At 42.0% G+C, this 18977-nt stretch carries 21 protein-coding genes and 1 riboswitch; of the genes, 4 read left to right on the plus strand and 17 right to left on the minus strand.

Annotation, left to right across the window (positions count from 1 at the left end):
- Positions 1–15: 15 nt before the first annotated feature.
- Entirely contained in the window at positions 16–453 is a 438-nt protein-coding gene (locus ACXAF2_RS08070) for a DUF86 domain-containing protein (protein ID WP_475138094.1), read from the minus strand.
- A 131-nt stretch (positions 454–584) separates the two neighbouring features.
- On the opposite strand from ACXAF2_RS08070, the gene ACXAF2_RS08075 reads away from it, so the two are divergent.
- Both ACXAF2_RS08075 and ACXAF2_RS08080 read left to right on the plus strand, forming a co-directional pair.
- Positions 585–854, plus strand: a complete 270-nt coding sequence (locus tag ACXAF2_RS08075) for a DUF3055 domain-containing protein (protein ID WP_148970783.1) — start codon at positions 585–587, stop codon at positions 852–854.
- Positions 855–931: 77 nt separating this feature from the next.
- The gene (locus ACXAF2_RS08080; RefSeq protein ID WP_475138095.1) at positions 932–1234 is read left to right on the plus strand and encodes a cytosolic protein; all 303 of its coding nucleotides are present in this window, start codon (positions 932–934) and stop codon (positions 1232–1234) included.
- Between the two features lie 44 nt (positions 1235–1278).
- Here the strand turns inward: ACXAF2_RS08080 and ACXAF2_RS08085 are convergent, their stop codons facing one another.
- Entirely contained in the window at positions 1279–1554 is a 276-nt protein-coding gene (locus tag ACXAF2_RS08085) for a YutD family protein (RefSeq protein ID WP_475139147.1), read from the minus strand.
- Between the two features lie 111 nt (positions 1555–1665).
- Between ACXAF2_RS08085 and ACXAF2_RS08090 the strand changes: the two genes are divergently transcribed.
- The gene (locus ACXAF2_RS08090) at positions 1666–2385 is read left to right on the plus strand and encodes a YhcN/YlaJ family sporulation lipoprotein (RefSeq protein WP_475138096.1); all 720 of its coding nucleotides are present in this window, start codon (positions 1666–1668) and stop codon (positions 2383–2385) included.
- 115 nt (positions 2386–2500) lie between these two features.
- Here ACXAF2_RS08090 and lipA read toward each other — a convergent pair whose 3' ends face one another.
- On the minus strand, positions 2501–3418 hold the full coding sequence (lipA, locus tag ACXAF2_RS08095; RefSeq protein WP_148970786.1) for a lipoyl synthase: 918 nt from the start codon (positions 3416–3418) through the stop codon (positions 2501–2503).
- 268 nt (positions 3419–3686) lie between these two features.
- Here lipA and ACXAF2_RS08100 point away from each other — a divergent pair, with 268 nt between their 5' ends.
- Entirely contained in the window at positions 3687–4646 is a 960-nt protein-coding gene (locus ACXAF2_RS08100; RefSeq protein WP_475139149.1) for a M23 family metallopeptidase, read from the plus strand.
- 47 nt (positions 4647–4693) lie between these two features.
- Here the strand turns inward: ACXAF2_RS08100 and ACXAF2_RS08105 are convergent, their stop codons facing one another.
- The 14 genes from ACXAF2_RS08105 to sufD all read right to left on the minus strand — a co-directional run bounded on the left by ACXAF2_RS08105 (position 4694) and on the right by sufD (position 18972).
- The gene (locus ACXAF2_RS08105) at positions 4694–4801 is read right to left on the minus strand and encodes a methionine/alanine import family NSS transporter small subunit (protein WP_201714229.1); all 108 of its coding nucleotides are present in this window, start codon (positions 4799–4801) and stop codon (positions 4694–4696) included.
- 1 nt (position 4802) lies between these two features.
- Positions 4803–6329, minus strand: a complete 1527-nt coding sequence (locus ACXAF2_RS08110; protein ID WP_475138097.1) for a sodium-dependent transporter — start codon at positions 6327–6329, stop codon at positions 4803–4805.
- A gap of 245 nt (positions 6330–6574) precedes the next feature.
- Positions 6575–6793 carry a hypothetical protein gene (locus ACXAF2_RS08115; protein ID WP_475138098.1) on the minus strand — a complete coding sequence of 73 codons (219 nt, stop codon included), beginning with the start codon at positions 6791–6793 and terminating at the stop codon, positions 6575–6577.
- Between the two features lie 120 nt (positions 6794–6913).
- Positions 6914–8479, minus strand: a complete 1566-nt coding sequence (locus ACXAF2_RS08120; RefSeq protein ID WP_475138099.1) for a Na+/H+ antiporter NhaC family protein — start codon at positions 8477–8479, stop codon at positions 6914–6916.
- Between the two features lie 115 nt (positions 8480–8594).
- Positions 8595–8776, minus strand: a riboswitch (Lysine riboswitch).
- A 79-nt stretch (positions 8777–8855) separates the two neighbouring features.
- Entirely contained in the window at positions 8856–9620 is a 765-nt protein-coding gene (gene yunB, locus ACXAF2_RS08125; RefSeq protein WP_148970790.1) for a sporulation protein YunB, read from the minus strand.
- A gap of 59 nt (positions 9621–9679) precedes the next feature.
- The gene (locus ACXAF2_RS08130) at positions 9680–10792 is read right to left on the minus strand and encodes an HD-GYP domain-containing protein (protein WP_475138100.1); all 1113 of its coding nucleotides are present in this window, start codon (positions 10790–10792) and stop codon (positions 9680–9682) included.
- 193 nt (positions 10793–10985) lie between these two features.
- Positions 10986–11288, minus strand: coding sequence for a YunC family protein (locus ACXAF2_RS08135; RefSeq protein ID WP_475138101.1), 303 nt, complete (start codon positions 11286–11288; stop codon positions 10986–10988).
- 56 nt (positions 11289–11344) lie between these two features.
- Positions 11345–12697 (minus strand): bifunctional metallophosphatase/5'-nucleotidase, encoded by a 1353-nt coding sequence (locus ACXAF2_RS08140; RefSeq protein ID WP_475138102.1) that lies wholly within the window; start codon positions 12695–12697, stop codon positions 11345–11347.
- A 27-nt stretch (positions 12698–12724) separates the two neighbouring features.
- On the minus strand, positions 12725–13549 hold the full coding sequence (locus ACXAF2_RS08145; protein WP_475138103.1) for a sulfite exporter TauE/SafE family protein: 825 nt from the start codon (positions 13547–13549) through the stop codon (positions 12725–12727).
- 21 nt (positions 13550–13570) lie between these two features.
- On the minus strand, positions 13571–14413 hold the full coding sequence (locus tag ACXAF2_RS08150; protein ID WP_475138104.1) for a DUF72 domain-containing protein: 843 nt from the start codon (positions 14411–14413) through the stop codon (positions 13571–13573).
- A 152-nt stretch (positions 14414–14565) separates the two neighbouring features.
- A complete protein-coding gene (gene sufB / locus ACXAF2_RS08155; RefSeq protein ID WP_044338167.1) occupies positions 14566–15963 on the minus strand; it encodes a Fe-S cluster assembly protein SufB in 1398 nt (465 codons plus the stop codon).
- Between the two features lie 39 nt (positions 15964–16002).
- Positions 16003–16443: a Fe-S cluster assembly sulfur transfer protein SufU gene (gene sufU, locus ACXAF2_RS08160; RefSeq protein ID WP_475138105.1), complete on the minus strand. Its 441-nt coding sequence runs from the start codon at positions 16441–16443 to the stop codon at positions 16003–16005.
- The gene (locus ACXAF2_RS08165) at positions 16433–17662 is read right to left on the minus strand and encodes a cysteine desulfurase (RefSeq protein ID WP_475138106.1); all 1230 of its coding nucleotides are present in this window, start codon (positions 17660–17662) and stop codon (positions 16433–16435) included. Before ACXAF2_RS08165 ends, sufU begins: the two co-directional genes overlap by 11 nt.
- Positions 17662–18972: a Fe-S cluster assembly protein SufD gene (gene sufD, locus ACXAF2_RS08170; RefSeq protein WP_475138107.1), complete on the minus strand. Its 1311-nt coding sequence runs from the start codon at positions 18970–18972 to the stop codon at positions 17662–17664. Before sufD ends, ACXAF2_RS08165 begins: the two co-directional genes overlap by 1 nt.
- Positions 18973–18977: the final 5 nt, after the last annotated feature.

Here is an 18977-nt window from a genome sequence, read left to right on the forward strand (position 1 = left end):
GCTGTCAAATGCTGATTAATTTTTAAATGCAGACACAGGTCCCAATTCATTTTCAAGGTAGCTGCGAACCTGTTGGGGAAACTTCTCTAATGAGAGGAATACCTCGTTTAAAATCGTATGTAATTGCTCATGTTGGATGTTCGTATATTCTTGAACAAGAACCTTACGCTCTGCTACAAGACGTTTAAGATCCTCACTCATCTTGTCTCCAATGACCTTTTCATCCAGAAGAATATCAATAATATCCTCATAGCTTCCCGGGTCTCTCATAATGAAACCGTCGATCATACTGTTTCCCACATCGAGTATAGATTCAATAATCGTGTGAACCATTCGCTCCAAAGCTAATTTTTCTAATATCCCGTCCCATTGATCATGTTCACTAACAGTCTTTAACTGCTCATTCATATACAATAATATTTCCTCGATTTTTTCTCTATCTACAAAATACATGGTGCACCCCTCTCTATGAACGATCCTCCCTTTATTTTAACATATTTTCTTCTCTGTCATACAGGTACATCCTGCATTTCTAAGCTCAGTTTGTTATGATGAAATAAGCAAAAAAAGAGGAGGACATCGTCATGAGTGAACGATTCTATTTATACGATGATACAGAAAATACAAAAACACGCTTTGTGAGTTTTATGGGGGAAAATCAGCGTTACGACTTAGCGATTACCCAGACAGCTCGCTATTACGGAAAATCTTTAGTACTAGACCTTCAAGGCAGTCGATTTGCGATCGTCGGCAGGGATGACCTGGATGAACCTGGATATGTAGAAAGTGTCTTCAAGCTAACGGAGGAAGAAGCCGATGAATTAAGGGACTTTCTAGGAGAAATCATTATGTAGTCGCTCTTACAGCGGACTATTAAGAATGAAGTACACCCCACTCTCACATACTACAAGTATGAAAGGTGGGAGATATAATGAGTAGAGAACCAAGAGACAAAGAAGATGAAGTATATAGTGACTTTTCCAACGTTGAAACCTACCGCAATTTCATCGTGCCAGAAACACTGCCAGAAGGGCCATATGGCGCTCCCCGAGGAAAGCATACTCCCGTTGAGAACAAGAGCACTCCTTGGAAAGAAGGGCAGCGATATTACAGTGCTTTCAACTATGAAAACAAATCACTTCATCAGGATATCCCACGTCAGGAGCCTGGATCACACCCTGTTCATGCAGATCCCGATGTGAATGAAGAACCTCCATATACTGAAAATAAGTAAAGGAACAAAAGGAACAAACTGGACGGTTTGTTCCTTTTCCATCATTATTTATTTACTTTTTTTACAAGAAAATAAGCGCAGCCAAAGTTACAGTATTCATACAAGTAATCCTTATGTGTGCTCACCTTTGTATCAAAAGAGGCTTTTTGATTATGATCATCAAAGAACCCTTTTAAGCGGAGCTGGCCATATCCCCAATCCCCAAGGATAAAGTCGTATTTACTTAAGATGTCACTATATCTTTCCTTAAATGCTTCCTCGTTGAACCCGTCTCTAAATTCCTCAACGATTTTGTAGCATGTATTCTGCACACAAATCATCTTGTCCACCCACTTTCATTTCCTTATCTTAAATTATAACGGATTGTCCATTAATTACTATGAAAAATTGTCATAAGACATGGTCACCCTATCAAATAGGGGGTGTTTAACTTGAATAAATTCATTCTTGGTACAACTGTACTAAGTATTGCTCTAATCGGAACTGCTTGTGATGGAATTGACACGGCCAATGAAGAAATGTTTCACGACAATGGAAATACCATTAACGTGAATGACCGCGAGGACCTGTACAACGAAAATAGCTGGACGAAAAAAGGAGCTCACCGCGGTGAGGATTTTGGCTATGTCCGCCAACAGAAAAGTCCTACAGGTGGTCAAACTATTTCCACAAAGGATATGTACAGCATCAATCGTGAACAAGTAGCCGACACGATCAGCAAAATGAGTGTATCCCTTCCAGATGTCAAGGATTGTTCCACTCTTGTCACTGATGAAGAAGTGCTGATTTCATACGTGACGGACAAAAAGGATAAAGATGGCCGCTTTGAAGTAGCCGATCAAGTAAAGAAAACAGCGATGTCGGTTATTCCCCGTTGGTACCATGTATATGTGACCGATGACAAGAGCCTGATGCGCAATGTAGAAAACCTGGCCAAAATGGATAGCGATAGCCGTAACGCCAACACAGCCATTGATGATACCATCAACCTTATGCTGCAGGATTCTCCTCAGGGAAGAAATGTAGACGCAGGTGAAAATCCAAATGGTGAAATGACATCTGAGAAATACGAAATGCAGGACGACGACGTCCACAAAATCAACAAAGACCGCCAAAAGCGAAAAGATAACACAGATAACATGGTCGAATAATTAGAAGACAGTAGAGACAGGCATCAAACATTGCAGGATGCCATATTCTTTGCTACAAAAAGGACTGACTGTTAGAGATCTTCTCCTTCAAGTCAGTCCTTTTATATATGAAAAATTATGCCTTTTGAACTTCTTGCTCTCCTGCTGCTTGTCTTGCTTTGGCAGCTGCATTAACTTGCTCATCGGCATGGTAGGAAGATCGAACGAGTGGTCCTGCTTCACAGTGACTGAAGCCTTTTTCCATCGCAGCTTCACGTAGTTCAGCAAACTCATCAGGGTGATAATATTTCTGCACCTTCAAGTGTTTCTTCGATGGTTGCAGGTATTGACCTAATGTCACAATATCAACATGATTGGCACGCAAATCATCCATTGTTTCAAGAATTTCTTCCTTCGTTTCCCCAAGACCAACCATGATACTTGATTTTGTTGGAATTTCCGGATTTAATTCTTTTGCACGGCGCAGGAATTCCAATGTGCGATCGTAGGTAGCGCGGGCACGAACTCTTGGAGTCAAGCGACGAACGGTTTCGACATTGTAGTTCATGATGTCTGGCTTTGCATCCATCAATGTTTTGATATTATCAAAAACTCCACCCATATCGGAAGGTAATACTTCAATGGAAGTGAACGGGCTCTTACGACGAATGGCACGAACCGTTTCAGCAAATACCTGCGATCCACCATCTTTCAGATCATCACGTGCAACAGCTGTAATAACTACGTGCTTCAGGTTCATTAATTGAACAGAATCTGCCACGCGTTCTGGTTCTTTCAGATCTAATTCAGTTGGAAGGCCCGTTTTCACTGCGCAGAAACGGCATGCTCGTGTACAAATATCTCCAAGAATCATGAAGGTAGCTGTTCTTCTAGTTCCCCAACATTCATGAATATTAGGACAACGAGCCTCTTCACAAACCGTGTGAAGGTTGTTTTCACGCATCATTTTCTTTAGGCCCATATAGTTATCATTCGTATTCAGCTTAATTTTAAGCCAATCCGGTTTACGAATGTGCTCATCTTTCTTACTCATACCCCTCATCTCCAATCCTAAATAATTCTGACTTAGGCAAAGAGTGAAACGCTTTCTAAATCGTTCATCTTATGTAAAAAAAGCCATCATCAATATACTTCTTTTGTCACTTTATCATACTAAAAAAGTGAAAACAAGCATGTGATACCCTATTACCATTTATTGATGATTATGAATCCCGATGAACGATACAAACTAGTAGTAGGACCCTAAAAATGGAGGGATAATTTTGTACAAACGATTGGTCTTAGCCTTTGTGGCTTTCTTCATGTTGATAAGCCCTTATCAAACCTTTGCTGCAGAAAAACTGACAGACGAACAGGTTCACACGAAAAGGATGGAGTTATTTCAGAAAAGCGAGGCTCTGACTCATATTCCCTGGTACTATCTTGCTGCTGTTGATCAGTATGAACGCAGTCTACGGTTTGCCCGCAAAGACAGGGAAAAGCCCTCTTCACTTATATCAATCTATATGGAGCCTGAAAAATGGGTCGGCCCTCTGAATCCTACCCAGGAAGACGACAATCCTGAAACCATTGCCCTATTTAACGGGATTGGCCGGGATGGAGACTTCGATGGAAAAGCAAGCCTTAAGAGTGATGAAGATATACTGGCTGCTTTGACAGATTTTATATTACGCTACGGAATCGACCGGGATAATTTCAAGCTCGCTCTGTGGGACTACTACAAACGGGATAAAACGGTCAGTATCATTATGGGAAATGCAAAAATCTATAAACAATACGGGACCATCCATTTAAACCAGAAAGCCTTCCCCCTTCCCCTCAGATTCAATTACAGTTACCGGAACACTTGGGGTGACGCCCGTGGTTGGGGAGGAAGACGGATTCATGAAGGGACGGACCTTTTTGCTGATTATGGTGTACCTGTAAGAGCAACATCGTATGGAATCATCGAGATGAAAGGATGGAACCGATATGGAGGCTGGCGTATCGGCATACGTGACATTAATAATACCTATCATTATTTTGCCCACCTTAGTGGTTTCTCTAAAGATCTTCATGTAGGTCAAGTGGTGGAACCGGGGATGGTTATTGGCGGTGTCGGTAGCTCTGGATACGGACCCCCAGGGACATCAGGGAAATTCCCTCCCCATCTGCACTACGGAATGTACAAGGATAATGGTTTAACGGAATGGTCCTTTGACCCATACCCTCACTTACGAATGTGGGAACGTCAAGACAGAATCAAAAGCAAAAAACATTAAAAAAGCAGACAATGGTTAACCCATCGTCTGCTTCATCTTTTGACTCTTTACACTTGTTTTTTGGATTTGGAAACAGCATTCATGATACTAGCTGCTAATCCACCCCAAATGATGACCATCCCTACAACCATCATTGCAATTGCGCTACCAGTCATGTTAGCTTACCTCCTTATAGCTTTCAGCTTCTGTTTTGGCATGCCAGCGTTTGAATGAGAAGGCAACACCTGCAAGAATTGCAAATCCTGCTACAAACCATCCACTGTAAAGGATAAAGGCATCTGAGTAACCTCCATAGTTTCCGGTTTCAGTTTCAAATTCTCTTAATAAATTCATTTTGAATAATCCGAACATCATCCAACCAAGAACGATTGGTGTGATGACTCCTAAACATACTTTCCACCATGCACCAAGCTGAATATCAGAGATTCCATTAGCGTGAGATTGGAATGTACCTAACTTACGCAGGAACCAGGCAATTACTAATACTTCAACTAGTCCGGCGAATGCTACACCAAACTGGTTGATAAAGTAATCTGCCGCATCCAGGAAGAGCAATCCACCCTGAGTGGCAAATAAGATTGAAATGATAGCAGAAAGACCTCCACCGAATAGAACGGCTTTCGTACGGGAAATTCCGAACTTTTCAGAAACCCCTGCTACATACGTTTCCGTAATCGAGATGAGTGATGACAGCCCCGCTAAAACCAGGGAAGCAAAGAACAGGAATCCGAATAAACCGTTAAGAGCCGGGAATTCGTTAATGATTTGCGGGAATACCACAAACGCCAGTCCAACTCCGCCACTTACTACTTCCTGCACACCTACACCTTGAGATTGAGCCATGAAACCTAAAGCAGCAAATACCCCAATACCTGCAAGCAATTCGAACCCTGAGTTACTGAAGCCAGTGATGAACGCATTGTTCGTAATATCCGATTTCTTCGGAAGGTAACTGGAATACGTAATCATAATCGCAAATGCAATGGATAAACTGAAGAAAATTTGTCCGTATGCCGCTACCCAAACACCAGGGTCAGCTATTTTGCTGAAATCCGGTTTGAAGAATGCATCTAAACCATCCAATGCTCCAGGTAACGTTAAAGCGCGAACAACAATGATTAAGAATAAAATAACTAGTGCCGGAATAAAGATTTTATTCGCTACTTCGATTCCCTTCTTTACACCTTTGAAAAGAATTCCTAACGTAATCACCCATACCAATACAAGTGGAATGAATACTCCAGGAACGATACTGCCCGTCTGACCAGGATCAACCGTAAGCTTCAAATAGTCGTTGAATAAGAATGACTCTGTATCCTTCCCCCAACCTAAATTGAAAGAAAATACACTGTATGACATCGCCCATGCGATGATGACGGCATAATAGGTAGAAATAACAAATGCAATTAATACTTGCCACCAGCCAAGCCACTCTGATTTCCTATTAAGACGGAAATAAGATAGTGGTGCCGATCCACGGTACTTATGACCTAACGTAAATTCAAGCACTAATAATGGAATTCCCGCTGTAAGAAGAGCGAATAAATAAGGAATAAAGAATGCTCCTCCACCATTTTCATACGCTACTGCCGGAAAACGCCAAATGTTTCCCAAACCGATTGCTGACCCGACAGCAGCAAGAATAAATCCTGCTCGTGTTCCAAACTGGGCACGTTTCTCCATGTTGGTTCCCCCCTAGTTCTTTCCAACTACCAATTTAAGGTATTTGAAATTTTTATATTTTCAGATTATTTATAATCTAAAGTCAGTATAGCTAGTTCCACGGCAATTGTCAAAGCTATTTTGAAGCTTTTACAGAGATTTTTTAAAAATGGGACAGGTACTATTTCACTATAAGAATTTTGTCGAAACATGATGGATTAATGATCGGAAAGGTTGAGGTGGGTTTTGGGATACCGTCACGGGTTTTAATGAATATCCAAGATTACATAATAAAAAGAGGCTGGGAAAAAACTAAAAATCACGAAATAAAGACGAACAATAGAAGTGTTAGTTGTTAATACCGCTAATGATTTCCGTGCAAGACTACGCTTTCCGCGGGTAGCCCGTGAGCCTCCTCGGCAAGCCTGCGGGGTCTCACATAAGCTACTTTTCCCGCAGGAGTCTTCGTCTTGCACTCCAATCAACCGCTGGAGACTGCTAAAATCAAATGGACCAAATATAAATAAACCCGGACCACTCTGCCTCTAAGAAGCGGATTGGTTCGGGTTTACTTAGACTAAAACACTTTTGTCCCAGCCTCTTTATTATTGTTCTGAAACAGCCGGTTTTGCTTTTTCACCAAACAGAAAAGCGAATGCGATGATTAAGATGATCACAACACCAAGACCGAATAATGTGCTTCCAGTGAATCCTAATACAAGATATCCAATTGAAGCAGCAACCGCCCCGATTAAGGCGTATGGAAGCTGTGTAAGAACGTGATCGATATGATTGCTTCCTGCTCCTGTAGAGGAAAGGATGGTTGTATCCGAGATTGGAGAACAGTGATCTCCCAATACGGATCCGGCTAATACAGCTGCCATAGCAGGAAGTAAGATACTTACATCTGTCGCTGCAGCAATTTCCCCGGCGATCGGAAGTAAGATTCCGAAAGATCCCCATGAAGTTCCCGTCGAGAATGCCATGATTCCGGCAACTAAGAACAAAATGACTGGAAGTGCCTGCATCGGTAAGCTTGATTGTTCAACCAGACCCGCAAGATACGTACCTGTTTGCAATTGATCGATCAATGTGACGATCGTCCAGGCGAAGATAAGGATGTAAACGGCAGGTAACATGGATTTGATCCCTTCCACTACTGCTACTCCAACTGCTTTACCTTCGATTCCTTTCAAGCTGACTTGACGGATGAAGAAGATCAGCGCAACAAGGAGACCGAATAACCCACCATATAATAATGATTTCGTTACATCTGTATTTTCAAAAATCGGCAGGATGTCAAATGATCCAACGGCTTGATATCCTGTCCAGAGCATCATTCCAATTGTACCGATAACAAGTGCTACGATCGGCCAGACAAGATCACCAACTGATCCTTTTGAGCTGACAGGCAGATCATTTTTCAATTCGCCTGGAATCTCTTTTTCAGGATCATAAAGGGCTCCCGTTTCAAGGGCTCTTACTTCATGCTCTTTCATCTTTCCAAAGTCCAAGCCTTTAGCAGCAACCATGATGACAAGCAGAACAGCTGCCCAGACATAAAGATTCATTGGAATCATTTGAACGAAGGCTGAAAATGCAGTGTACTCTGTGATACTGTGTGCAGCCAGAATCGAACCGATAATACCGATGATGTACGCTCCCCAACTTGAGATTGGTGAAACGACACAAATCGGTGCCGATGTCGAGTCGATGATATAGGCTAGTTTGGCACGTGAAATTTTGTGACGATCTGTAATGGGTCTGGAAACCTGCCCAACAGCAAGAGCGTTAAAATAGTCATCAATAAAAATTATGATACCTAAAACGGCTGCAAGGAGCTGTGCACCTTTTCTCGTTTTCACGCGTTTCATCGCCCATTCACCGAATGCGCGGCTACCGCCGGAAATATTCACAAATGCAGTGATGACACCAAGAATAAGCAAGAAGAAGATAATATAGACATTCCAGGTGTTGAGCGCTCCATCTGCGACGAAGATGCCTTTAAAGGCGTCCCACATAAAACTGAATGTTTTCGTTATTGAGAAATCTGCTAACAGAAAGGCAGACGCAACGATTCCTACTCCAAGTGAAAGTAGAACCCGTCTCGTGAGTATAACCATAAGAATGGCTAAAAGGGGTGGTAATAATGAGTAAATCGTGTTTTCCATAGTGTCCTCCTCCTATTTGATAGGGGGGAACCATCGTAGCATGACAGAGGATAATAAAAAAAGGCAACGATAGAGAAGCTATCATTACCTTAATAAGTAATTTAAGTGCTCCATCACGATCTGTAGCTCCCCATTATAGAGATTCCCTATAATGACAGTGTTATCCTTCTTCAAGATAACCCCAGCAAATACACATTCGACATGTATATTTACTTCGGCAAAAGTTCCCTTTCATCTGTTCTCTCAGTTGTCATCCTCAAACAGCTTACTCTTGAACCCTGCGCCTCTACCCCATCGGACTGATGATGTGGTGTGTTATAAAATTTTCTTTATTAATATAACAAACTATCATTCTTTTGACAACTTTTTTTCCTGACTAATTTGTGGGAATTTCAATAGAAGGACTGGATTCACCACCACCATTGTTATAAAACTGAGGTACATCCAGGTGAACGGTACCCATGGCAACCAAAATATCCTGCTTGATGGTTTCGGTTTTCGTTGCAAATGGAATGATGATCTGGACATTGACTTCAAGCTCGACAAACACTTTTACAACGGCATTATTAATCCCGAATTGCTCTACCGTAGTTTTAATATCAGAACGGACATCTCCGATCGAGTGAAAGCGAATCGGCACTTTTGGACCAAGGTTTCCGAGTAACACGTTGTTGGTCGCTTGCCCAAGAGGGACAGAGTATGTGATGCCCTTCGCTGCTTTTGACTTTCCTTCATCGATTTCCACTTCGGTAATAAATTCAAGGTTTTCTAAATTTCCTTCCTCTGCTTCTTGTAGATTTTGCTGAACTAAGTTGGTGATTTCAGCCTGAACCCGGTTGATGGTCTGAGTATTATATTTAAATGAAACAATATCGCCTTCTGTATTCTTCACTTCTTCCGTTATATCCGAAATATCAAGAACATCTGCAATTTTTTTGTTTATTGCTTTATTGATAACCAACGTACCGATCCTGCTGGTTTGAGTTTCAGCATAAGCAAGCAGTGTCGGTTTCAAACCTTTGTTAATGATCCACAATCCGAATCCAGTTGAAATCATAAAGAATAGAATCGTGATGATCATCACATATCGAAAAGGCAGCGGCCCTCCTCTTCGGGGTTTGTATGTTTTAAACTTTGACAAAAAAATCCCCCCTTACAAGCTATTTGTATGCAAAGTAAGAGGGGTTTAACGCAAGAAAATTATTTAATTTTAAGAGATTGTGGTTCATAATCCGGATCAAATCCGGTAATTACCTTATCCAATTCCGTACTTAAATCCATGGGATAAGGAGTTTGTATTTCCTGTCCATCTTCTTCTATGATCCGGATCACCGGTCGATCCGTTACACCTTTATTTTGATCGGTCACAATTCCTTTTCGGCCATCATTCAGCTCGACAACCATCCCATTTGGATAAATGGCAACAGAAGACCTGAAGGCTTCAATCACATTTGTATCAAACAAAGTACCGCTTCCTGCATATAATACCTCCAGCGCTTGATGTGGAAGCATGGCTTTCCGATATACACGATTTGACGTCATGGCGTCGAATACATCGGCCACCGCAATGATTTTTGCAAAGGGGTGGATATCCTCACCTTTGATTCCTCGTGGATAACCGGATCCATCAAGCCGCTCATGGTGCTGGTATGCGCAGTGTGCAATGATCAGGGACACAGAATGAAGCTGTCGCAAAATCTCAAAACCGTGTTCTGAATGCTTCTTGATTTCACAAAATTCGTCTTCTGTCAGCTTTCCTGGCTTCAGAAGAATTTCCTCCGGCACAAGCATCTTACCGATATCATGCAAAATTGCTCCCACGCCTAACTGCTCGAGCTGTTTAGTGGACAGTTTAAGTTCCAGACCTATGGATAACGTATACAAAGTCACATTAAATGAATGATGAAAAATATAGGAGTCATATGTGAAAACATCCGTCAAAATGGTTAGGAGATCATGATTCGCCTTTACTTCAGACAAGACTACATCAATCACCTGCTTCAATTGCTTGGCACTATCTTCAATCATAAGCACACCTGGTGGCGCTTTCGATACGCTTAGTTGATTAAAGGCCATCTCAATATTATTTACAGCTTGCTGTCTCACCTTACTCGAAACAGTTCCCTTTACATGGATTCCCTTCGAAAGGGAGTCTTCAATATAGACATACTGAATACTAAGCTCCTGCAACCTGAAAATCATGCGTTCTGTAATCGGAACGTTATCATGAATTAAAGCTTGACCTCTCATATTATATACGGTTGTAGCTAGAACCATGCCCGGTTTCAAAGCCCTAGTTGATATAAGCCTCATAGAATTCTCCTATGTAATTCTTTCATTTTTCGACAAAATTTCCTAGTATCTCCATTATAAAGGATAAAAACGTACTTGCAAGGTGTATTTCCTGATATATTGTTAATTATTCATGAAAGAATATAAAGAAAATGGTACTATCCATCCAACAAAAAACCAGCGCTCTAAAAAAAGCAACTGGTCCAATTTATCCTTATATCATTTTCAACAATGCATCCCGGCCGATCATGCCAGGTGTAATGCCGCGATTTTCTGCCTCATAGGTGATGGATTCAAGAGGTGCGTCCAGAAGCTGATCGATTGTTTTTACACCGACGGCTCTGCCTGCAATGATTCCTCTGTCTTTCAACTTCTCATTTAGTAACGCTACGTCAAGTGCTCCACACATTATATAACCCATATCACTCGTTACAACGAGGAGATTGGTTTTGGGCAGTTCAACAGAAATCGCTAAAAAGGTATGTCCCTGAATGGTAATCGGAGATACATTCATCATGTGCCATCGCTCCTTTCCCTCATATGTATGATACGAGGAAGGAAACGGTGATACATTTACTGCTTTAATTTCCACTGAAGGACATCCCGTAAAAACTCAGGCATAAAGTATTTTTTCTCCAGTCTTTGAAGATCTGGAAAGAAGTGTCCAAACGTGAACATATCTGGTAAGGCAAGCTTGTATATCTTCTGTGGATCAATCGGCTTTTGACCAATTAAGATTTCATGGCCATTGATTTGAATATTCGTATATACAAACCGGCCCATCACCTTGCCTCTGAATCCTAACCCCTTTACTTGAAGATGCGGCCATTCCTCATTAAATGTCTGTTTAATGATTTCCTTCAGCTCTGCCCCCTTCACCTCGATGAGACATGGATTGATGGGATGAGGCAGGATCCGATGCAGATCCTGTTTCGTCACTGCCCCATCTTCCAGTCCTTCAATGAGCAAGCCTGAATTGAGAAAGGCACAATCAGCCTCGCACCATTCAGCAAGACCATCGCATAACAGATCCGGAAGTGGAGAAGGATGAAACCAATCCACTGCCAGGGGTTCGGCGAGCTCGGTTACTTTCTCCCCTAATAAAGCCTCCCCCTCCTGATACCACTCGAGATTTTCCTGCTCTTCCTTTTCGACAACGGGAAGTTCCTGCTGTTCATAAAGCTGTGCTTTTTTACCGACTATCTTTTTTTGGGCTGTGTCAACCTCTATCATCATATGACCAACATAATGACCATACTTTCCTGCTGCGCCAAGCATCGTTCCCTTAATTTCTTTTCCTTGATGCAACACATGATGGGTATGAGCTCCAAGGATAACGTCAATTTCGGGAAATTGCGCTGCAATCAACTCATCATCCCGAATCCCCAGGTGAGATAGAAGAATCACCATATCCACACGAGGGTGAAGCTCTTGAACCAATTTCTCAAGTTCATCCAGCGGCGAGGTAATATTCCAGCCGAGGGCTTTATAAAAAGGTTTAAAATAAGCTGTCAATCCGATGACGCCAATTTTCATGCCACTATTCGTTTGAAAAATATGATATTTTTTGACCCAGCTTGGAAGCTGCGATGCCTGGTCTAATAGATTGCCTACAATCACGTGAAAATCTGCATTTTCATACAGGCTGTTTAAACCTTCATAATCCAGTGTAATTCCTTCATTGTTCCCAATGGTTACTGCATCAAAGCCGACTTCATTTAGAAAACCGATGTTTCCTTTTCCTAAAGTCGCTTCACTTAATGGATGCCAGCGGTCTACATGATCTCCAATATCAAATAGATAAACAGGCTCCCCTTCATCCAGATGCCATTGTTTTCTTTTCTTCAAAAATTCCCGAATCCTTGACCAATTCTCAAAATGACTGTGAAGGTCGTTTGTATGATAAATATGAATGGTTTCTTTCACTATATTCTCACTCCTATTGGAGGTATGTTATCCTGTAATACCTTGGTAAATCAAACGAATTCCAATTAAAATTAATATAATCCGTAAAACGCTCACTAATACTTTTGATTCAAGCTTCATATTCAAATAGGCCCCAAACTTTGCCCCTATCCAGGCGCCAGGAATGAGTGCAAGTGCATATAACCACTTTACATTTCCAAACATGACATGCGTCCCTGAACTGACCAATGCCGATAAAAAAATCATGAACATCGATGTGGCGACGGCTACATGAGGTGGGAAAAGAAAAATCAAGATCATGGCAGGTACCATTAATGATCCACCGCCGATGCCAAATAAACCAGATGTAAATCCAACTACAAAGGCAATAGCCGCACCTAATACAGGAGGATACCCATATCGAAAAGTGTTTCCCCCAGGATCGGTAAATTCCCGTTGAAAAGATGCATCCTTGAATTTCTCAATAGGCTTTAACTTGTTTCTTATCATGAGCACAATGGCAATCAGAATCATAAATATACCGAAATATAAATTAAAGCTTTCCATGTTCAATCCCTTGTTTACCCAAGCTCCAAGTATTGATCCAGGTCCACTTCCGGCAAAGAAGATCAGGCCGCTTTTATAATCAACGGTCTTATGCTTTAAATAAGCCAGGGTGGATGATAACCCTGTGAAAATCATAATGACCAACGATGTTCCTACAGCTGTCTGAGGATTCATTCCCTCAATCAAGCTTGTATATGTACCGAAATAGATCAGGGCAGGAACAATGATGACTCCTCCGCCCAGCCCTACGAGGGATCCTATCGCTCCTGCTAAAAGTCCGATTGATAGAAGAACGATCCATTCCATCTGTCTTTCATCTCCTGTCAGCTAAAATAAATCCAGTTGCTTTGGTGCAAGCCCTCCATATTCAAGGTCCAATAATTCAATGAGCTCTTTCGCGTTGTCAGCGGCATCTCCACCAGAATTATTATTGAAAAGAATATATAGATCTTTAGAGTTTTTGTGCAACTGATGAATATGCGGAATCCATTCCTCCAGTTCAGCACGATTATAGCGATATAAATAACGAACCTCCCGCCAGTCTTCCCCATTCGGTTTATTCCAGCCGTAAAGATTCCTGCCGTGAAAACGAATGAGTGTGGCATCCTTATGAGTGGTTTCCAATACCCGTGGTACAGATCCTTCTCCTGCTTGAGGCTCATCGCAAATGCTATGGATCCACCCTTCCTTGTTCATAAACGTCAATGTCTTATCCCGGAATTCCGGTCTGAACCAGCTTTGATGGCGAAACTCCAACGATAGTGGAAATCCCTCTAGCTGTCCCTTGCAGTACCGGATATAGTCAACATGCTCCTTTTTACAATCGTACCAAGGGGGAAATTGAAGCAGAACCATCGCCAATTTTCCTGCATCCACGTACGGAACAAGGGATTCCTTAAAGGCATTGAACATCTCTTCTTTTGTTTCAAAAGGGATCTCTCCCCGCTGATGCCCCGTCATTCCCTGATAAGCCTTTACAATAAACTTAAAGTCCTGGGGTGTTTCCCTTACCCATTTTTCAGCATTACGAAGAGGCTGGACAGCATAGAAAGTTGTGTCCACCTCGACAATGGGAAAATGTGCACCGTATTCTTTTAATTTATCTCTCTGGGAAACATTTTCATAAAGGGTATCATGATCTCCCCAGCCTGTTACTCCTATGTATATCATCTTCATTCACCTGCTTTATTATGAACATGTCCATTTTATCATAAGGGAAATGTAAATTCTTATGTTTGGATTCATTGAGGAAGAATAGCGGTGATTTACTGAAAACAGAAAAAACTCCCTTGATGAAACATCAAGGGAGTTTGAATGATAGATTAACCGATTGAACCTTCCATTTCGAACTTGATCAGGCGGTTCATTTCGACTGCGTATTCCATTGGAAGTTCTTTCGTGAATGGCTCGATGAAGCCCATTACGATCATTTCTGTTGCTTCTTCCTCTGAAATACCACGGCTCATAAGATAGAATAATTGTTCTTCGGATACTTTTGATACCTTCGCTTCGTGTTCTAACGAGATGTTATCGTTAAGAATTTCGTTGTAAGGGATCGTATCGGAAGTGGATTGGTTATCCATGATCAGCGTATCACACTCAATGTTTGAACGTGCGCCTTCCGCTTTACGGCCAAAGTGTACAATTCCACGGTACGTTACTTTACCACCATGCTTGGAGATGGATTTAGAAACGATTGTAGAAGATGTATTCGGTGCCAGGTGAATCATTTTCGCTCCGGCATCCTGGTGCTGACCTTTACCTGCGAGTGCGATGGATAGTGTCATTCCACGTGCGCCTTCACCTTTAAGGATAACCGCAGGGTATTTCATCGTTAATTTAGAACCGATGTTTCCATCTACCCATTCCATCGTTGCGTTCGCTTCACATACAGCACGTTTCGTAACGAGGTTGAACACGTTGTTCGCCCAGTTTTGAATCGTTGTATAACGGCAGTACGCATCTTTCTTGATGATGATTTCAACGACTGCAGAGTGAAGGGAATTCGTTGTGTAAACCGGTGCTGTACAACCCTCAACATAGTGAACACTTGCGCCTTCATCCACGATGATCAGCGTACGCTCGAATTGACCCATGTTCTCTGAGTTGATACGGAAATAAGCTTGAAGTGGTGTGTCCACCTTGATTCCTTTAGGAACATAAATGAAAGATCCACCGGACCATACCGCTGAGTTAAGGGCAGCGAACTTGTTATCCGTTGGAGGAATAACCTTTGCCCAGTGCTCGCGGAAAAGTTCTTCATTCTCTTTAAGGGCAGAATCTGTATCTTTGAATACGATGCCCATCTCTTCAAGGTCTTCTTGCATGTTGTGGTATACAACCTCTGATTCATACTGTGCAGATACCCCTGCAAGATACTTTTGCTCTGCTTCCGGAATACCTAATTTATCAAACGTTTGCTTGATTTCTTCAGGTACTTCATCCCAGCTGCGTTCTGACTTTTCAGAAGGCTTCACATAGTACGTGATCTCATCAAAGTTCAGTTCCTGCATGTCTCCACCCCATTGAGGCATAGACATATTATAAAAATGCTCAAGTGACTTCAAACGGAAATCAAGCATCCATTGAGGTTCTTCTTTCATGCGGGAGATTTCTTCTACGATTTCGCGCGTCAAACCACGTTTCGAACGGAAAATTGAGACGTCTTTGTCGCTGAATCCATATTTATAATCCCCAATCTCAGGCGCTTTCTTAGCCATGTTGATTCCTCCATTCTTTGGTAGTGCCGAAGGAGAGCATCATTCCTGCTCTTCCTCTGACACTCCTTTTTCCATCGCTTTCCATGCCAATGTCGCACATTTGATACGGGCAGGAAATTTCGCGACTCCTTGTAATGCTTCAATATCTCCTAAATCCACATCGTCGTCATAGTCATTGCCTTGCATCATATCTGAGAAGATCTTGGAAAGCTTCAATGCTTTCTCAATCTCTTTCCCTTTAACCGCCTGGGTCATCATTGAAGCAGAAGCCATGGAGATCGAACACCCTTCCCCATCAAACTTCGCATCCTGTACGACACCATCTGCAACCTTTAAAGTCAGGTGTATGCGATCTCCACAAGTAGGGTTATTCATATCGATGGTAAAGCTTCCATCCTCTAAAGAACCTTTATTTCGTGGATTCTTATAATGATCCATGATGACTTGTCGATACAACTGATCTAAATTATTAAAAGACATCGCTGAAAAACTCCTTTGTCTTCAATAGGCCTGCAACAAGTTTATCAATATCTTCTTCCGTATTATAGAGGTAGAAGCTGGCACGTGCTGTTGCGGATACGTTCAACCACTTCATCAGAGGTTGTGCACAGTGATGACCCGCGCGAACGGCAATCCCTTCAGCATCAAGTACGGTTGCCACATCATGCGGATGAACATCATCAATGTTAAACGTAACAAGACCTGCCCGTTTTCCGGGATCACTTGGTCCAAAAATTTTCATACCTTCGACTTCATTCATTTTCTCCAATGCATAAGCCGCAAGCTTATGTTCATGTTCTTCAATGTTATGAAGTCCTACTTCTTCAAGGAAATCAATCGCAGCTCCAAGTCCAATGGCACCTGCAATGATTGGTGTACCACCTTCAAACTTCCACGGTAGCTCTTTCCAAGTGGATTCCTGAAGCCCGACAAAGTCGATCATTTCTCCACCGAATTCTACCGGTTCCATTTTGTTCAGGTGTTTTTTCTTACCGTAAAGTACACCGATCCCTGTAGGACCTACCATCTTATGACCTGAAAAGGCAAAGAAATCACAGTCGAGGTCTTGCACGTCGACTTTCATGTGTGGAGCAGCCTGCGCTCCGTCAACGACCATGACTGCTTCATTTTCATGAGCAATCTTGGTGATTTCTTTAATTGGATTCATTGTGCCAAGCACGTTTGAAACCATCATGATCGATACAATCTTCGTTTGAGATGACACGGTAGCTCTGACATCTTCAATCGCTATTGTCCCATCCTCTTGAAGGGGAACATATTTTAACGCGGCTCCGGTTTCTTTGGCTAATTGCTGCCAAGGTATGATATTACTGTGATGCTCCATGTGAGTGATCACAATTTCGTCACCCTCGGACAGATTGGCGCGACCGTAGCTTGCTGCAACTGTATTGATTGCTGTTGTCGTCCCACGGGTAAAGATCACTTCTTGAGTGGACGAAGCATTAATGAAATTACGGACCTTTTCACGGGCACCTTCATATCCATCTGTCGCTCTCGTCCCAAGAGTATGAACACCACGGTGAACATTCGAGTTATACCCACGATAATAGTCATTCATCGCTTCGATAACGGAAACCGGTTTTTGCGATGTTGCGGCACTGTCAAGATAAACAAGTGGATGGCCATTTACTTCCTGGTCGAGAATCGGAAATTGTTTACGAATCTCTTTTACATCCATTAGTTTACTTTCCTTTCGATAACCTCAACAAGTTGTTTCTTAACTCCTTCAATCGGCAATTGTTTAACCACGGGAGCCAAGAAGCCATGAATAACAAGACGTTCCGCTTCATGTTGCGGAATACCACGACTCATTAGGTAGTAAAGTTGCAGCGGATCCACTCGGCCCACAGAAGCAGCATGTCCTGCCGTTACATCATCTTCATCGATTAGAAGAATCGGATTCGCATCTCCACGTGCTTTTTCACTGAGCATCAATACGCGAGATTCCTGCTCTGCATTCGACTTAGACGCACCGTGTTCAATTTTACCGATACCATTGAAGATGGAGGATGCTTCGTCTTTCATAACTCCATGCTTAAGGATGTATCCTTCTGAGTTTTTACCGAAGTGAACAACCTTCGTTGTGAAGTTTTGTTTCTGTTTTCCGCGTCCAACGACAACGGTTTTTGTATCACCATATGAGCCATCACCCATAAGATTCGTCACGTTTTCTGAAACAGTGTCTCCATCGTTCATTAATCCAAGAGCCCACTCGATGCGAGCATCTCTTTGTGCGATTCCACGACGGTTAACATACGTTGTTAATCCGCTTGCTAAATTATCCACAGCACCGTATTCCACTTTAGCATTATTGTTTGCCAAAACTTCAGTAATGATGTTGTATACGCCGTTTTCAACATTTGTTGTAGAAATGTAGTTTTCAACATACGTTACAGAGCTGTTATCTTCAGCCACCACTAATACGTGGTTGAACATCGCTACTTCTGCATTGTCATGAACGTAAACCGCTTGAATCGGTTGAGTCAATTCCACATTTTTTGGAATGTAAAGGAACACTCCCCCATTCATCAATGCTGCATGAAGGGCTGTAAGCTTGTGTTCATCCGTTTTCACACCTTCAGTCATGAAATACTTCTGTACAAGCTCACCGTGTTCTTTTACAGCTGTAAAAATATCCGTAAAAATAACACCATTGTCTTTTAATTCGTTTGAAAGAGAAAGAAAAGCAGGTGTATTATTTCGTTGAATATAAAGACTTTGGTCATTGCTTTCTATATCAACTAATTCTTTTGCTTCATCCGGCAGCTCACTCAATGATGAGAACGTATCACTTTCCACTGTATGCTTTTGGAATTGAGTAAAATTCCAATTCGTGATTTTCGTTTTATCAGCAACTGGAAGACTTAGATCCTTTACTTTATCAAAGGCATCTGTGCGAAGGGTCGTTAACCATTCGGGCTCTCCGAGTTGTTTTGAGTAGGAGCTGACATAGTCCTGTTCTACTGGTAGTTTCGTTTCTACAGTCATTTTCA

Source organism: Rossellomorea sp. ABR4_004, from assembly GCF_056159585.1.

Excerpts from the sequence above, each read along its gene's own strand:
- ACXAF2_RS08070 (WP_475138094.1), bottom strand. The coding sequence starts at position 453 with ATGTATTTTGTAGATAGAGAAAAAATCGAGGAAATATTATTGTATATG.
- ACXAF2_RS08075 (WP_148970783.1), top strand. The coding sequence starts at position 585 with ATGAGTGAACGATTCTATTTATACGATGATACAGAAAATACAAAAACA.
- ACXAF2_RS08080 (WP_475138095.1), top strand. The coding sequence starts at position 932 with ATGAGTAGAGAACCAAGAGACAAAGAAGATGAAGTATATAGTGACTTT.
- ACXAF2_RS08085 (WP_475139147.1), bottom strand. The coding sequence starts at position 1,554 with ATGATTTGTGTGCAGAATACATGCTACAAAATCGTTGAGGAATTTAGA.
- lipA (WP_148970786.1), bottom strand. The coding sequence starts at position 3,418 with ATGAGTAAGAAAGATGAGCACATTCGTAAACCGGATTGGCTTAAAATT.
- ACXAF2_RS08100 (WP_475139149.1), top strand. The coding sequence starts at position 3,687 with ATGTTGATAAGCCCTTATCAAACCTTTGCTGCAGAAAAACTGACAGAC.
- ACXAF2_RS08105 (WP_201714229.1), bottom strand. The coding sequence starts at position 4,801 with ATGACTGGTAGCGCAATTGCAATGATGGTTGTAGGGATGGTCATCATT.
- ACXAF2_RS08110 (WP_475138097.1), bottom strand. The coding sequence starts at position 6,329 with ATGGAGAAACGTGCCCAGTTTGGAACACGAGCAGGATTTATTCTTGCT.
- ACXAF2_RS08120 (WP_475138099.1), bottom strand. The coding sequence starts at position 8,479 with ATGGAAAACACGATTTACTCATTATTACCACCCCTTTTAGCCATTCTT.
- ACXAF2_RS08130 (WP_475138100.1), bottom strand. The coding sequence starts at position 10,792 with ATGAGGCTTATATCAACTAGGGCTTTGAAACCGGGCATGGTTCTAGCT.
- ACXAF2_RS08135 (WP_475138101.1), bottom strand. The coding sequence starts at position 11,288 with ATGATGAATGTATCTCCGATTACCATTCAGGGACATACCTTTTTAGCG.
- ACXAF2_RS08145 (WP_475138103.1), bottom strand. The coding sequence starts at position 13,549 with ATGGAATGGATCGTTCTTCTATCAATCGGACTTTTAGCAGGAGCGATA.
- ACXAF2_RS08150 (WP_475138104.1), bottom strand. The coding sequence starts at position 14,413 with ATGATATACATAGGAGTAACAGGCTGGGGAGATCATGATACCCTTTAT.
- sufB (WP_044338167.1), bottom strand. The coding sequence starts at position 15,963 with ATGGCTAAGAAAGCGCCTGAGATTGGGGATTATAAATATGGATTCAGC.
- sufU (WP_475138105.1), bottom strand. The coding sequence starts at position 16,443 with ATGTCTTTTAATAATTTAGATCAGTTGTATCGACAAGTCATCATGGAT.
- ACXAF2_RS08165 (WP_475138106.1), bottom strand. The coding sequence starts at position 17,662 with ATGGATGTAAAAGAGATTCGTAAACAATTTCCGATTCTCGACCAGGAA.
- sufD (WP_475138107.1), bottom strand. The coding sequence starts at position 18,972 with ATGACTGTAGAAACGAAACTACCAGTAGAACAGGACTATGTCAGCTCC.